Raw genomic sequence first — 15,152 nt, 5'->3', positions numbered from 1 at the left:
CGCGATGGCGGAAGCGATGAAACGGTCCGGTCCGCTCGCCGGGATGCGGGTGATCGAACTCGCCCACATCATGGCCGGTCCGGTCTGCGGGCTGATGCTCGCCGACATGGGCGCGGAGGTGATCAAGGTCGAGAAGATGGACGGCGACGACACGCGTCGCACCGTTCCGCCGGCCCTGGAAGGCGAGAGCGCCGCCTACATGATGATGAACCGCGGCAAGCGCGGCATCAGTCTCGACCTGAAGGATCCGGACGGTGTCGCGGTCCTGCGCCGCCTGCTCAAGGGGGCCGACGCGCTGATCGAGAACTACCGCGGCGGCACGATGGAGCGCCTCGGGATCGGCTACGAGACGCTGCGCGAGGAATTCCCGGCCCTCGTCTACTGCTCGCTCTCCGGCTTCGGCCGCACCGGTCCTTATGCGGAGCGGGCCGGCTTCGACCTCGTGGCGCAGGGCATGAGCGGGCTCATGTCGATCACGGGGGAGGGCCCGGGGCGCCCCCCGATGAAGTGCGGACCTCCGGTCACCGACATCACCGCCGGCATCCTGGCCGCCATGGGCGTTCTGGCGGCCTACTCGAACCGGCTCCGGACCGGAAAGGGCCAGGCTGTCGACACCTCGCTGTTCGAGGCCGGCATCACCCACACCTACTGGCAATCGGCCATCGCCATGGCGACCGGGATCGCGCCGGGACCGATGGGCTCGGCCCATCCGCTGAACGCGCCCTACGAGGCCTTCGAGACCGCCGATGGCTGGATCACGATCGGGGCGGCCAACCAGACCAACTGGCTGCGCCTGCTGAAGGCGATCGGCGCCGAGGCCCTCGCCGATGATCCGCGCTTCGCCGTCAACCGCGACCGGATGATCAACCGGCAGGACCTCGCCGGTACCCTCGCGCCGATCTTCCGGGCCCACAGCTCGGCCGAATGGCTCGCCCGGCTCGAAGCCGGCGGCGTCCCGGCCGGGCCGGTGCTCGACGTCAACGCCATGCACCGGGATCCGCAGGCCCTCGCCCGCGAGATGGTGGTGGAGGTCGAACACCCGCGGGTCGGCCGCATGAAGACCCTCGGCCTGCCGGTCAAGTTCTCGGAGACCCCGGGGCGCGTGCATGGGCCGGCCCCGTTGCTTGGCGAGCATTCCCGGGCGATCCTGGCGGAGGCCGGATACGCCTCGGCCGAGATCGACGCGCTGATTGCGCGCGGCGTGGTCCGCGAGACCGCGGCCTGACCCCGCCACCCGGAGACCCCGCGCATGAGTGCCACGCCCGCCACCGACGAACTGCTGTTCACGACCGATGAGGCCGGCATCGCCCGCATCGTCCTGAATCGGCCGCAGGCCCGCAACGCGCTCACCTTCGCGATGTATCAGGGCCTGATCACCTGCTGCGAGGCGATCGCCGGCAATCCGGCCATCAAGGCGCTGATCATCACCGGTGCCGGCGAGAAGGCTTTTGCGGCCGGCACCGACATCGCCCAGTTCCGCAGCTTCAGCACGGCGGAGGATGCGCTGGGCTACGAGCGGTTCATGGACAAGGTGCTGGGCTCCCTGGAGCGGCTGCGGGTTCCGACCATCGCGGCCATCGCGGGTGCGTGCACGGGCGGCGGCGCGGCCATCGCGGCGGCCTGCGACCTCCGCATCGCCACCCGCGATGCCCGCTTCGGCTTCCCCATCGCCCGGACGCTGGGCAATTGCCTGAGCCAGGGCAATCTGAAGCGGCTTTCCGGTCTGATCGGGCCGGCGCGGGTGAAGGACATCATCTTCACCGCCCGCCTGGTCGGGGCCGAGGAGGCGCTGGCCATCGGCCTCGTCGGCGAAGTGGTCGCCGATTGCGCCGCGCTCACCGAGCGGGTCGATACCCTGGCGCAGCTCCTCGCCAACCACGCGCCGCTGACCATGCAGGCGACCAAGGAAGGGCTCCGGCGGCTGGCGGAGGAGGAGGCGGTCGCCGAGGGCGCGCCACATCCCGGCGATGACCTGATCCTTATGTGCTACATGAGCCAGGATTTCCGCGAAGGCATGGAGGCCTTCCTGGGCAAGCGCTCGCCCAACTGGACCGGGCGCTGAGGGCAGCCCTCAGGTCGGCAGCGCGCAGACATCGACCCACGCGGCATCCGTCAACGCGGCCATCCGCGTCGGCGCGATCCGCACGGAGCTGTGGGTGCCGCCGGCGGCCGGCACCACCTCGTCGAACGCTTGGAGCGAGACGTCGCAGTAGACGGGCAGGGGCGTGGCCAGGCCGAACGGGCAGACGCCGCCCACCGGGTGGCCGGTGACCGCTTCGACCTCGCCGAGATCGAGCATCCTCACCTTGCCGCCGAAGACGGCCTTGGCCTTCCTGTTGTCGAGACGCGCGTCGCCACGGGTGACGACGAGAGCGACATGATCGCCCACGCGGATCGACAGGGTTTTGGCGATCTGCGCCGGGGCGACGCCATGGCCCTCGGCCGCCTCGGCGACGGTCGCGGTGCTGGCCTCGAGCTCGATGACCGCGATGTCGGGCGCCTTCTCGGCGAAGAAGGCGCGCACGGATGCGAGACTCATGATTCGTTCCGAAGCTTCGATCAGGGCAGTGCGGGAAGCCCGCTGCCATAGGCGCACCGGCACGCTTCAGCCATCGCCTGGACGCGACCCGCCGGTGCGTGGGAGGCGGCGCTCGCGCGGCTGCACCCCGGCATGCGGCAGGCCCTTCCCCGGACGGAGAAGGGCCTGCCTGAGGAATCGATGCTTCGGTCCGCCTACCGTGTGGTCGCCAGCAGCAGGTCCGGGAGCCACAGGGCGATGCCCGGGACGAGGCACAGGATCAGGATCGCCACCGCCATCAGGATCACGAAGGGCAGCGTCCCCCAGATGATGTCCGACAGCGGGATGTCGGGGGCGATGTTCTTGATGACGAAGATGTTCAGGCCCACCGGCGGGTGGATCAGGCCCATCTCCATGGTGATGGTCATCACCACGCCGAACCACACGAGGTCGAAGCCGGCGGCCTTGAGCGGCGGCAGGATGATCGGCGCCGTCATCAGGATGATCGAGACCGGCGGCAGGAAGAAGCCCAGGGCGATCACCAATGCCAGGATGGTCAGCAGCAGCAGCCAGGGCGAGAGCTGCATCGCGACGATCGCTGCGGCGGCCGATTGCGAGATGTGCAGGTAGCTCATCACGTAGGCGTAGAGCAGCGACATGCCGATGATCAGCATCAGCATGGTCGATTCCCGCAGGGTCGCGGTCAGGATCGGCGTGACGTCGCGGAACCGCCAGACGCCGTAGATCGCGGCGATGAGCGCCAGCGCCATCAGGCCGCCGAGACCCGCGGTTTCCGAGGGCGTGGCGTAGCCGCCGTAGAGCGCCACCATCACGCCGGTGAGCAGGACCACGAAGGGCAGGACCCGCGGCAGCGTCGAGAAGCGCTGCGCCATGCTGTACTGATCGTCGGCCAGGATCGGCGAGGCCGGTCCGCCACGCTCCATCACGGCCTTGGCCGCGGCGTATTCCGAGCGGAAGCGCACGATCGACCACGCCGCGAACAGGGCCACGAGCAGCAGCCCGGGTCCGATGCCGGCGAGGAACAGGCGTCCGAGCGACTGCTCGGCCGCCACCGCGTACAGGATCATGGTGATCGAAGGCGGCAGCAGGATTCCGAGCGTGCCGCCCGCCGCGATGATCCCGGCGGCGAAACCCGGCGAGTAGCCGCGCTTGCGCATCTCCGGGATGCCGGCCGAGCCGATCGCCGAGCAGGTTGCCGGGCTCGAGCCCGCCATAGCGGCGAACAGCGCACAGGCGAACACGTTGGCGATGCCGAGACCGCCCGGGATGCGGTGCATCCAGGCGTGCATGGCCGAGTAGAGGTCCTGCCCGGCCTTGGACCGGCCGATGGCCGCACCCTTCAGGATGAAGAGCGGGATCGACAGCAGGGTGATGGAGGCCATCTCCTCGTAGACGTTCTGCGCCACCGTATCGAGAGAGGCGCCGGGCATGAACGCCACCATGAAGGCGAGCGCCACGAAGCCGAGGGCGAAGGCGATGGGGATGCCCGAGAGCATCGCACCCAGGGTCGCGCCCGCGTACAGGAAGCCGATCGCGGCCGTGCTCATCGTTCAACCTTCGCGGAAACGGTCTGACCCATCGGATCCGGTCCTCGAGGCGCAACCTCGGGCGCCCCGTGCATGTCGCGGTTGACGTCGGCCCCGAGCCCGATCTTGGGCTGTGCCCAGCCGGCGGCCCGCGGCCCGTAGGCCAGGCCCTCGGCAATCTGGAGGACGAACTGGATGCACAGCAGGCTCATCCCGACGGACATCAGCGTATAGGGGATCCAGAGGGGCGGCCCCCAGGTCGATTGCGAGACCTGCCCGTCGACCCAGGCCTCGTGATCCAGCGACCAGCTCTTCCAAGCGAAGAACAGGCAGAAGGCGAGGCTGACGATGTCGGCCAGCAGAAGGCGCACGCGGTTGGCGGCCGGCGGCAGGAGACCGGTCAGGGCCTCGATCGCGACGTGGCCGCGCTTGGCCTGGACGCCGGCGGCCGACAGGAAGGTGGCCCCGATGATCAGGAACACCGCCATCTCGTCCTGCCACTCCGTCGGTTCCTTCAGGAGATAGCGGACGACCACGCTGTGGGTCAGGACGAGGCAGGCCGCCACCAGGCAGAGGCCGCCGACCGCCAGGATCACTTGATTCAGCAGGCGCATCGTCCGGTCGAAGGCGCCGAGCAGGCCGGGTAGACGCGGCTCGGCCGCGCCCCGCGCCTCCGGAGCGGCCGTAGCCGCGTCGAAGCCGTGACTCACGCGACCTGCTCCGCGAGCTTCAGCAGTTCCGCGCAGTTCGCGTTCTTGGCGGCGTAATCCTTCCAGGCCGTGTTGCGGGCGAGGTCCCGCCACTGACCCAGCGACTTCTCGTCAACCTGGACGACCTTGGCCCCGGCCTTGGAGAAGATCTCCTCGACCCGGGTGTCATCCTCCTTGGCGCCAGCTTGGCCGAAGGCTTCCAGCTCGGTGCCCACTGCCATGATCAGGTCCTGCTGCTCCTTCGGCAGGCCCGAGAACACGATCTTCGACATCATGATCGGCTCGAGCATGAACCAGTAGGAGCGCTCGCGGCCCGAGGTGAGGGCCTTGGACAGCTCTTCCAGGCGGAAGGAGATCAGGCTGGTGGACGATGTGATCACCGCATCGCAGGCGCCGGTCTGCATCGCCGCGTAGGATTCGTTCGACGGGATGGAGAGGGTGGCTGCGCCGGCCTCTTTCATCATCATGTCCATCTCGCGCGAACCGCCCCGGACCTTCATGCCCTTGGCGTCGGCCGGCGAAACGAGGGCGCGCTCGCGGCTCGCGACGCCGCCGGCCTGCCAGACCCACGAGACCAAGACGATCCCCTTGGCGTCGAGGATTTCCGAGAGCTTGCGCCCGACCGGCGCCGCCTTCCAGGCCACCGCCTGGGCATAGGACGTCACCAGCGCCGGCATCAGGCCGATATTCAGCTCCGGCACCTCGCCGCCGGCATAGGGGCTCGGATAGAGCGACATGTCGAGGGCGCCCTTGCGCATCGCGCCGAACTGGGCGTTCGTCTTCATCAGCGAGGAGCCGGGATAGACTTGGACGTCCAGGGCGCCCTTCGAGCGCTCGCCGACCATCTTGGCGAACTTCCGGCACATGCGGTCGCGGAAGTCGCCCTCGTCGATGGTGCCGCCCGGGAACTGGTGGGACAGCTTCAGCGTGGTGGCGGCCTGGGCCGAGCCCAGCCCGAACCGCAGGACCGCCGGAGCCGCGAGCGTGGCCGCGATCAGCGAGCGACGAGTTGGCGTCATGGATTTCTCCCGCACCGCAAACAACGCGGTAAAGTTTTGTGCGCCGCAATAGTGGGGCGCTTCGTTGTATGCATGGAAAACCGCCTTGTATATTTTGTCAATGCTCCAGCATAATGTTCGCGTGCGTTGGACATCCGCCGGCCTCAACGGGCGGGACGACGCGCGGCCCGACGATCGGGGGAGGAACCAGGCGCATGAGCCACGCGCAACGGCTACGGCAGCGAATCGAGGACGAGATCGTGGCGGGCGAACTCGCGCTGGGATCGCGGCTCGATGAGAATCAGCTCGCGGCCCGTTTCGGGGTCTCGCGCACGCCGATCCGCGAGGCGCTGCTGCAGCTCGCCGTGACCGGACTCGTCCAGACGAAGCCCCGGCGCGGCGCCATCGTCAGCGCACCCGAGCCACACTTGCTGCTGGCCATGTTCGAGACGATGGCGGAAATCGAGGCAGCGTGCGGTCGCCTCGCCGCACGCCGCCTCGTGGCCGAGGATGCCGCCGCGCTGCGCGCCGCCCTCGAAGGCTGCCGCGGGGCCCTGTCGACGGAGGATACCGAGGCCTATTATGCCGAGAATTACGTGTTCCATACGGTGGTGTATCGGGCCAGCCGCAACGCCTTCCTGGCGGAGCAGGCGCTGTCCCTGCACCGCCGTCTCGCGCCGTATCGGCGTCTGCAGCTGCGCGTGCGCCAGCGCTTGCCGCAATCGCTCGCCGAACACGAAGCGATCGTCGCTGCCATCATCGCCGGAGACGAAGTCGGGGCGGCCGAGGCGCTCCGGAGCCACGTCATCGTCCAGGGTGACCGGTTCACCGATCTGGTCGCGGGGTTGCGGGCGCAGAGCGCGGCCTGAAAGCTTCGACCTTTCCGGGTGCCTGACGATCATCCCGCGGCGCAGACCGCCCGCAGCGGGCCGCGAAGCCGGTGCGTCTTCATCGCCTCCTAACCGTGAAATCAGGTCGGACTGCGTAGGTGGTCCACCGAACTCGACCAGAAGTTGCGATCCCGGCATCCTTCACCCGGAACCCGGGAGGCACCATGCTGAAGGACGTTGTCAGGACTGCCGGCCGACGCGCGGGGGTGGATATCTTCCGGGCGAGCGGCGAAGCCTTCCGCTGGAGTCATACGGTCCACGATTACTACCCGGTCGTGCCGTCCGCGCGGTGGAAGCCGGGCCAGGCGCCGCACGGCCGGCTCAAAGCCGTCCTCGGCCAGAACCATGCGGCCTACGAGGCGTTCCTCACCGCCCTGGAAGCGCAGGCCGACCTGCTCCACAGCGTCCCGCACGACGCGCACGCTGCGGGTTCGGCTGCACCGCACTGGAACAACACGTGGTTCACCGCCCTCGACGGCGCCGCCCTGCTGACGATGCTGGCCTGGAAGCGCCCTGAACGATACTTCGAGATCGGCTCCGGGTGCTCGACGTGCTTCGCGCGCCACGCGATCGACACGCTGAAGCTGCCGACGCGGATCACCTCCATCGATCCGATGCCACGCCACGAGATCGACGCCCTGTGCGACTGGACCGTCCGCAGCCCGCTGGAATCCTGCGACCTGAAGATCTTCGAGGAACTGAAGGCCGGGGACATCCTGTTCTTCGATGGATCGCATCGGTCCTTCGCGAACTCCGACGTCACGGTGTTCTTCTTCGAGGTGATGCCGCGCCTCGCGCCGGGCGTGATCGTACAGATCCACGACATCTTCATTCCGGACGATTATCCGTCAGCCTGGAATTGCCGCCTGTACAACGAGCAGTATCTTCTGGCCGCGATGCTGCTGTGCGGCGCTCCGCCGTTCCGCGTGACCGTGCCGGTGATGTATATCTGTCAGGACCCGGCGATGAGCGCCCGGGTGAAGACGGTCTTTGCCGCCCGCGCGACCGGACCGGACATTCCGTTCCTCTACGCGAACGATTCCCGCACCCCGGGCGCGTCGTTCTGGTTCGAGATGACGGGGATGCCGGGCTGAGCCTTCAGGCAACCTCCGCCGCGCCGTAATTGGCGGCGATGACGGACTTCTTCCCGCGGATATGCTCGCGCATCAGGACGGCCAGGGCAGCGCCGTCCCGGGCACGGAGGAGTTCGATCATCCGTTCGTGCTCGGAGACCGCGCGGGCCCACTGATCCGGGGTCTGGTGCGCGGAATACCGCGACCTTTGGATCCGGCCGGACAGGCTCTCATAGATATTCGCCAGAATGACGTTGCGACTGGCCGCCATGATGCCTTCGTGGATCCGGCGGTTATGGCTGAAGTAGCCCGCCTCGTCGCCCGACTGCCAGGCCGCCACCATCGCGTTATGGTCGACCGCGAGGGCGTCGATCTCGGCGTCGGTGATGGTGCGGCAGGCCAGGTCCCCGGCGGTCGCCTCGAGCCCGGCGATCACCTCCATCATTTCCTCGAGCTCGGTCTCCGAGATGCTGGCGACCCGCGCTCCGCGGTTCGGAAGCAGTTCGAGCAGCCCTTCCGTCGCCAGGATCTTGATCGCCTCGCGGAGCGGGGTCCGCGAGATCCCGAAGCGCTCCGTCAGCTCGCTCTCGTTGATCCGGGCCTTCGGCTCCATCTCCCCGGACCGGATCAGCTCCCGCATCCGGTCCGCGACCTCGTCGTGGAGGTAGCGGCGGCTGATGCCGATCCCGGGCTCGATCTTGTTCATGGTCCCCCGACACAAACCAGATCAGTGCGACCTGTTGTGTATGTGTAAGTCTCCGGCAATGGAGTGTCGAGGCACGAGGGCCCGATCGAGAACGCGAGCCACATGTTCCGCCTCGAGACCGAGGCCATCGTGAATCTGATGTCGGCAGCTCGTCCCGTCGGCGATCACGAGATCGTCCGGCCCGGCGGCGCGCAGGGTCGGGAACAGCGACAGCTCTGCCATGGCGAAGGATGTCTCGATGGATTCCGGCCGATAGCCGAAGGCGCCGGCCATGCCGCAGCAGCTCGACTCGACGACCCGTAGGTCGAGCCCCGGCACGGCCCGGAGCACCGTCTCCACCGAGCCCATCACGCCGAACGACTTCTGGTGGCAATGGCCGTGCAGGTGCGCGACGCGCCCGCCCTGATCCGCGAACGGTAGCGCGATCCGGCCCGCCGTCAGGTCTGCCGCCAGCAGCTCCTCGAACAGGACGGACTGCCGCGCCAGAAGCGCCGAATCCGCACCGGGGAGGAGCGCTGTGAACTCGTCCCGGAACGTGAGCAGGCAGGATGGTTCCAGGCCGACGACCCGCGCGCCCGCGCGGACGAAGGGCAGAAGCGCGTCGAGGGTTCGGCGCGCCTCCAGCCGGGCCCGGTCCGTCTGGCCGGCGGAGAGCCACGTCCGGCCGCAGCAGAGCGGGCGCCGGCCGCGGGCCGGATAGACCCGATGCAGCCGGTAGCCCGCGGCCAGCAGCACGCGCTCGGCCGCCTCGAGATTCTCCCGCTCGAAGGCACGGTTGAAGGTGTCGCCGAAGAGGATCACGTCGCGGAAATCCCCCGCGACGTCGTGGGTATGCGCGGGTTCGCCCTGCTCGCTCCAGGGCCTACGCCAGCGCGGCAACGAGCGCCTAGCCGACAGGCCGGCGACGCGCTCCGACAGGGCCGCGAGGGCCGGGTACCGGTCGCGCAGGTTGAGGAACGGCGCGAGCTTCGCGGCCGCCCCGGCATAGAGCGGCATCATGGCGATGAGCCGTTCGCGGAGCGGCAGCCCGTGGCGGGCGTGGTAATGGTGCAGGAACTCGATCTTCATCTTGGCCATGTCCACGCCGGTCGGGCATTCCCGGCGGCAGGCCTTGCAGGAGACGCAGAGATCGAGAGTCCGCTTCATCTCCGGGCTGGTGAAGGCCTCCTTACCGAGCTGGCCGGAGATGGCGAGCCGCAGGGAATTGGCGCGGCCGCGCGTGAGGTGCTGTTCCTCCCCCGTCACCCGGTAGGACGGGCACATGGCGCCGCCGGCGAGCTTCCGGCAGGTGCCGTTGTTGTTGCACATCTCGACGGCGGAGCCGAAGCCGCCCCAATCCGACCAGTCGAGCGCCGGCTTCATCGGCTCCGTCACCGTGTAGTCGGGCTTGAAGCGGAACAGAGACCGGTCATCCATCGCGAGCGGACGCACGATCTTGCCGGGGTTGAGGCGGTTCTCGGGATCGAACGCGTCCTTCACGTCCTCGAAGGCGCGCGTCAGGACCGAGCCGAACAGCGGCTCGATGTATTCCGAGCGTGAGATGCCGTCGCCATGCTCGCCGGAATACGAGCCCTTGTAGCGGCGCACCAGCTCGGAGGTCTCCTCCGCGATCGCGCGCATCCGGCGGACGTCGCCAGCCTCCTTCATGTCGAGGATCGGGCGAACGTGCAGGCAGCCCACCGAGGCGTGGGCGTACCACGTGCCGCGGGTGCCGTGCTTGGCGAAGACCGCCGTGACCGCGTCTGTGTAATCGGCGAGGTGCTCCAGCGGGACGGCGCAATCCTCGATGAAGGAGACCGGCTTGGCGTCGCCCTTCATGGACATCATGATGTTGAGGCAGGCCTCGCGAACCTCCCACACCGATTTCTGGCGGGCGGGCTCGACCACCTCCACGACGGCGTCCGGGAAGCCGTGATCGGCCATGCAGGCGTCGAGGCGCTTCAGGTCGCGCGTCACGGCGGCGAGGTCGTCGCCGGCGAATTCGGTGAGCAGCAGGCAGTTCGGCTGTCCGCGGGTGATGTCGGCCAGCGTTGTGCGGAACAGCGGGATATCGGCGCCGAGCACGAGGACGTTGTTGTCGACGAGCTCGACCGCCACCGGGTTCAGGCCGACGATGTGCCGGGTCGTCTCCATGGCGGCCCGGAAGGATGGGAAGTGGCACACGCCCATCACCCGGTGCGTCGGCAGGCGCGAGAGCTTCAGCGTCACCGCCGTGGTCGCGGCCAGCGTGCCCTCGGATCCGACGAGCAGGTGCGCGAGGTTCGGCTGCGCTTCGATCAGCGCGTCGAGGTTGTAGCCGCCGACGCGGCGCTGGACCTTCGGGAAGCGCGCCTCGATCTCGGCGCGGTGATCCTCGGCGAGGCCGCGCATCCTCGCGGCCAGCGCCGCCGCCCGATCCGAGCCGTTCACGCCCGACCGGACGTCACCGGTCAGTCCGAAGCCGAAGGCCTCGCCGTCGTGGAACAGCGCCTCCATCGCCAGGACGTTGTCGCTCATCTTGCCGTAGCGCAGGGAGCGGGCGCCGCAGGAATTGTTGCCCGCCATACCGCCGATGGTGCAGCGGGTCGCCGTCGAGGGCTCGACGGGGAAGAACCATCCGTCGGCCTTCACCCGGGCGTTCAGCCGCTCCAGCACCATGCCGGGCTGGACCGTGATCGTGCCCGCCTCCGGATCGTAGGCCCGGACGGCGTTGAAGTACCGCGAGCAGTCGACCACCAGGCCCGACCCGATCGGCTGGCCGTTCTGCGACGTGCCGCCGCCGCGCAGGATCACCGGCGCGCCGTATTCGGCGGCGATGCGCAGGGTTGCGGCGATGTCGGCCGCGGAGCGCGGCAGCACCACGCCGGCCGGCATGATCTGGTAGATCGACGCGTCCGTGCTGTAGCGTCCACGCGTGAACGCGTCGAACCGCGCCTCGCCCTGGAGCTGCTCCGCCAGCCTGCGCGGCAATCCGGCTTCCAGGCGCGCCGCGGCCCGCGGCGCCGGGGCATGCGCCCTCGCTTCCGTCACGATCGATCCCTCCCGTGATGGGACATGCCCACCTGACGGGAAATGTATTCAAAATTCAGTGCAGAGCAAACCGGCCGAGCTGTCGCGCTGGAGAGCGGGCTCGCGATGCCCTGTGCAGCCGTAGGCCCGGAGGGCCGTCGCAAGGGTTGCTCAGGACACCGCATGTTTCAACCCCGCGGCCGACCCGGGGAACAGGCCTCAGTGGTTGTCCCGCGGCACTCCGGAGACCTGCGCGACCTTCTGGAACTTCACCGCGCCCTTGAGCACCATGCCCTGATCGAGCTGATCGACCTGATCGCGATAGATCTCCTGCCACGGCGTCTGGGTCGCCGGGTAGGGATAGCCGCCGCGCGCCTCCAGATCCGCGCGCCGGCGGGCGAGGTCCTCGGCCGGGAGCAGGATGTCGGCGCTCCGGCGATTGAGGTCGATGCGGATACGGTCGCCGGTCTGCAACAGGGCCAGCCCGCCCCCGGCGGCCGCCTCGGGCGAGGCGTTCAGGATGGCGGGCGTCCCGGAGGTGCCGGATTGCCGGCCGTCGCCGATGCAGGGCAGTGCGGTGACACCGCGCCGGATCAGCGATCCCGGCGGCTGCATGTTCACCACCTCGGCGGCGCCGGGATAGCCGATCGGTCCGGCTCCGCGCATGATCAGGATCGTGTTCTCGTCGATGTCGAGCGCCGGGTCGTCGATCCGTGTGTGGTAGTCCTCCGGTCCGTCGAACACGATGACGCGCCCCTCGAAGGCCATCGGGTCGTTCGGATTGCGCAGGTAGCGGGCCGCGAACTCCTCGGAGATCACGCAGGTCTTCATGATCGCCGAATCGAACAGGGTACCCTTGAGGTTCAGGAAGCCCGCGCGCTCCATCAGCGGCGCGCCATAGGCACGGATCACGTCGCGGTTCCAGCTGTGCCGGCCGCGGTAGTTCTCGCCCACGGTTCGGCCGTTGCAGGTCAGGGCGCCCTCGTGGACCTTCCCGGCGTCGATCAGCTCCGCGAAGACCGCCGGAAGGCCGCCGGCGCGAAAGTACTCCTCGCCGAGCCAGCGTCCGGCGGGCTGCATGTCCACCAGGAGAGGGATCTCGAATCCGACCCGCTCCCAGTCGTCGCACGTCAGCGATACACCGATATGCTTCGCGATCGCGTTGATGTGGATCGGCGCGTTGGTCGAGCCGCCGATCGCCGCGTTGGCCACGATGGCGTTCTCGAAGGCTTCGCGGGTGAGGATGTCGGAGGGCTTGAGGTCCTCCCAGACCATCTCGACGATGCGTTGGCCGGTGGCGTAGGCGGCTTGCCCGCGCTCGCGGTAGGGGGCCGGGATCGCCGCCGAGCCGGGCAGGGCGAGACCGAGCGCCTCGGCGAGCGCGTTCATCGTGGAGGCCGTGCCCATCGTGTTGCAGTGGCCCGTGGACGGCGCCGAGGATCCGACGATGTCCATGAACTGCTGGAAGTCGATGTCGCCCGCCGCGTGCCGCTCCCGGGCCTTCCAGACGATCGTGCCCGAGCCGGTCAGCTCCTTGTGGAAGTAGCCGTTGAGCATCGGCCCGACATTCAGCGAGATCGCCGGGATGTTGACCGTGGCCGCCGCCATCAGACAGGCCGGCATGGTCTTGTCGCAGCCGGTGAGCAGGACGACGCCGTCGAGGGGATAGCCGTACAGCACCTCCACCAGGGACAGGTAGGCGAGGTTTCGGTCGAGGGACGCGGTCGGACGCTTGCCGGTTTCCTGAATCGGATGGCAGGGGAATTCGAAGGCAACGCCGCCGGCCGCCGTGATGCCTTCCCGGACCCGCTTGGCGAGTTCGAGATGGTGGCGGTTGCAGGGAGACAGGTCGGACCCCGTCTGGGCGATGCCGATCAGAGGTTTGCCCGAACGCAACTCCTCCGGCGTCAGTCCATAGTTGAGGTATCGCTCCAGATAGAGCGCGGTCATGCCGGGATTGTGCGGGTTGTCGAACCACGCCTTGGAGCGCAGGTCAGATGGCGTGATCCGGCGTTTGTCGCTCATGGTCGCTTCCTCGCATCCTGTGGCCGGCGCGGACGGTCCGGCTCCTGTCTTCGGCAGCGGCTGCAGGACGCGCGACCGCGGTCGTGGCGCCCCGGACTCGGTCTTGGGATACTCCGGCGCATCAGGCAGGGCAGCCTCATCGGCGCTGGATTGATTTCAGGACAGCATCCGCGTGTCACCGTCGATGGAAATGGCCTGACCCGAGATGGTCCGGCCGCGGGGCGAGCAAAGCAGCAGGATCTGGTCGGCGAGCTGCCGGGCGGTGACGTAGTCCTTGACCGAAACGAACGAGAAGGCGCGGGCTTCCATCTCGGCGAAGCTCGTGCCCTGCTGCTGGGCCTTCGATTCGAGCACCCGGCGCTGCCGGTCGCCGGCCACCAAGCCCGGCAGGATCGCATTCACCCGGATGCCGGACCCGCCGAGTTCGATCGCCAAAGACTTGGTGAAGCCGATGACCCCCCATTTGGCCGCCGCGTAGGGGCTGCGCAGGGCGAAGCCGAACTTGCCGGCCGCCGAGGACAGATTGACGATCGAGGCATTCGGGCTTTGGCGCAGATGGGGCACCGCGAGGCGCGCGCAGTTGAACTGGCTGGTCAGGCACACGGTGAGACATCGGTCCCACTCTTCGGGGGCGATCTCCTCGACCCGGCCGGTCGGGCCGGCGATGCCGGCATTGTTGATCAGCACGTCGAGGCCACCGAGGAACTCGACCGCGCGGTCCATCATCGTGGCGACGCCATCGCGGTCGGCGACATCGGTCCGGATACGGCCGACCGCGTCCGGCAGACCGGCCAGGGCCTCGCTGTCTACGTCGCAGGCGAAGACACGCGCCCCTTCCTCCAGGAAGGCCTCGACGATCCCGCGGCCGATTCCGGCAGCACCCGCCGTCACCAGGACACGCAGGCCGGCAATCCCCAGATCCATGATCAGTCCTCTCCCTGAACGTCCCGCAATCCGCCGCGGGTCAAGATGAACTCCGCGGCTTCCCGGATGTCGGCCGCGATCGCGGCGGCGGCGGCCGCGCCGTCCCGGTTCTCGATCGCCACCACGGCCTCGGCGTGCCGCCGAAGCGCGAAACCCTGGCGCAGCCGCTCCGGATGGGCGCGCAGATCCAGATTGATCACCGGGCCCGCCTTCAGCCAGAGCCGGGCGATGATCTCCTGCAGGGGACCGAGTCCGCAGGCACCGTAGATCGCGAAATGCAGATCGCGGTTGAGTTGCACCGCGCGCGCCCGGTCGGGCTCTGCCGCCTCCGCTTCCGCCCGGAACGCGGCCTCGGTCCGCCGGATCGCTGCGAGTTCCGTGGCGGTCCTTAGCTCGGCCGCACGGGCCACGGCGATGCCCTCCACGGCGATGCGGGTCTCGACCAGGGCCCGGAAGGCGTCCGCGCTCATGACCGGCACCCGGATCACTCGGTTCGGAGCCACTTCCAGCACGCCGTCCGCCGCCAGACGGCTCACCGCCTCGCGGACCGGCATGACCGAGACGCCGAGCGCCGCCGCGCTCTGGCGCAGGGACAGCCGGTCGCCCGGCGCCAGCCGTCCCGAGGCCAGGAGGTCCGACAGCGCTTCGTAGACGGTGTCGGACAGGGTCCGCCGTTCGAGCAGAGGCAGTTCGGCAAGGACCGATGTGGAATTCATATGCCGACCCTAGACGGATCCGGCACTATCGCGCTAGTGATCTGTGATCACAGTTTG

At 68.7% G+C, this 15,152-nt stretch carries 13 protein-coding genes; 4 read left to right on the top strand and 9 right to left on the bottom strand.

The annotated features are described in order from the left end of the window. Window positions 1–4 precede the first annotated feature (4 nt). Together BM396_RS11070 and BM396_RS11065 are read left to right on the top strand one after the other, a co-directional pair. Window positions 5–1,225, top strand: a complete 1,221-nt coding sequence (locus BM396_RS11070) for a CaiB/BaiF CoA transferase family protein (RefSeq protein ID WP_043356163.1) — start codon at window positions 5–7, stop codon at window positions 1,223–1,225. 24 nt (window positions 1,226–1,249) lie between these two features. Then, entirely contained in the window at window positions 1,250–2,062 is an 813-nt protein-coding gene (locus BM396_RS11065) for an enoyl-CoA hydratase/isomerase family protein (RefSeq protein ID WP_043380052.1), read from the top strand. A gap of 9 nt (window positions 2,063–2,071) precedes the next feature. On the opposite strand, the gene BM396_RS11060 is transcribed toward BM396_RS11065, so the two are convergent. The 4 genes from BM396_RS11060 to dctP all read right to left on the bottom strand — a co-directional run bounded on the left by BM396_RS11060 (window position 2,072) and on the right by dctP (window position 5,794). Further along, window positions 2,072–2,539: a YbaK/EbsC family protein gene (locus BM396_RS11060; RefSeq protein ID WP_043356159.1), complete on the bottom strand. Its 468-nt coding sequence runs from the start codon at window positions 2,537–2,539 to the stop codon at window positions 2,072–2,074. A gap of 194 nt (window positions 2,540–2,733) precedes the next feature. Further along, on the bottom strand, window positions 2,734–4,086 hold the full coding sequence (locus tag BM396_RS11055) for a TRAP transporter large permease (RefSeq protein ID WP_043356157.1): 1,353 nt from the start codon (window positions 4,084–4,086) through the stop codon (window positions 2,734–2,736). Continuing rightward, a complete protein-coding gene (locus BM396_RS11050) occupies window positions 4,083–4,775 on the bottom strand; it encodes a TRAP transporter small permease (protein WP_043380051.1) in 693 nt (230 codons plus the stop codon). Before BM396_RS11050 ends, BM396_RS11055 begins: the two co-directional genes overlap by 4 nt. Further along, window positions 4,772–5,794 carry a TRAP transporter substrate-binding protein DctP gene (gene dctP / locus BM396_RS11045; RefSeq protein ID WP_043353295.1) on the bottom strand — a complete coding sequence of 341 codons (1,023 nt, stop codon included), beginning with the start codon at window positions 5,792–5,794 and terminating at the stop codon, window positions 4,772–4,774. The genes BM396_RS11050 and dctP overlap by 4 nt, the downstream gene beginning before the upstream one ends. 194 nt (window positions 5,795–5,988) lie before the next feature. Between dctP and BM396_RS11040 the strand changes: the two genes are divergently transcribed. Together BM396_RS11040 and BM396_RS11035 are read left to right on the top strand one after the other, a co-directional pair. Then, entirely contained in the window at window positions 5,989–6,642 is a 654-nt protein-coding gene (locus BM396_RS11040) for a GntR family transcriptional regulator (RefSeq protein WP_043353293.1), read from the top strand. Between the two features lie 185 nt (window positions 6,643–6,827). Further along, window positions 6,828–7,757 (top strand): class I SAM-dependent methyltransferase, encoded by a 930-nt coding sequence (locus BM396_RS11035; RefSeq protein WP_043380048.1) that lies wholly within the window; start codon window positions 6,828–6,830, stop codon window positions 7,755–7,757. 4 nt (window positions 7,758–7,761) lie between these two features. Here the strand turns inward: BM396_RS11035 and BM396_RS11030 are convergent, their stop codons facing one another. From BM396_RS11030 to BM396_RS11010, 5 genes are all read right to left on the bottom strand, one after another. Continuing rightward, window positions 7,762–8,442: a GntR family transcriptional regulator gene (locus BM396_RS11030; RefSeq protein ID WP_043380046.1), complete on the bottom strand. Its 681-nt coding sequence runs from the start codon at window positions 8,440–8,442 to the stop codon at window positions 7,762–7,764. A 21-nt stretch (window positions 8,443–8,463) separates the two neighbouring features. Next, the gene (locus BM396_RS11025) at window positions 8,464–11,451 is read right to left on the bottom strand and encodes an FAD-binding and (Fe-S)-binding domain-containing protein (RefSeq protein ID WP_043380043.1); all 2,988 of its coding nucleotides are present in this window, start codon (window positions 11,449–11,451) and stop codon (window positions 8,464–8,466) included. Between the two features lie 198 nt (window positions 11,452–11,649). Beyond that, window positions 11,650–13,455, bottom strand: coding sequence for an IlvD/Edd family dehydratase (locus tag BM396_RS11020; RefSeq protein ID WP_043380041.1), 1,806 nt, complete (start codon window positions 13,453–13,455; stop codon window positions 11,650–11,652). Window positions 13,456–13,611: 156 nt separating this feature from the next. Then, window positions 13,612–14,379 (bottom strand): SDR family oxidoreductase, encoded by a 768-nt coding sequence (locus BM396_RS11015; RefSeq protein WP_043380039.1) that lies wholly within the window; start codon window positions 14,377–14,379, stop codon window positions 13,612–13,614. 2 nt (window positions 14,380–14,381) lie between these two features. Continuing rightward, complete coding sequence (locus tag BM396_RS11010) at window positions 14,382–15,095, bottom strand: GntR family transcriptional regulator (RefSeq protein WP_043353275.1); 714 nt, start codon at window positions 15,093–15,095, stop codon at window positions 14,382–14,384. Window positions 15,096–15,152 lie beyond the last annotated feature (57 nt).

The organism is Methylobacterium sp. UNCCL125 (assembly GCF_900116795.1).
GTDB lineage: Bacteria > Pseudomonadota > Alphaproteobacteria > Rhizobiales > Beijerinckiaceae > Methylobacterium > Methylobacterium fujisawaense.
The sequence above is the reverse complement of the archived record's forward strand: the minus strand, read 5'-3'. Positions and strand labels throughout refer to the sequence as shown.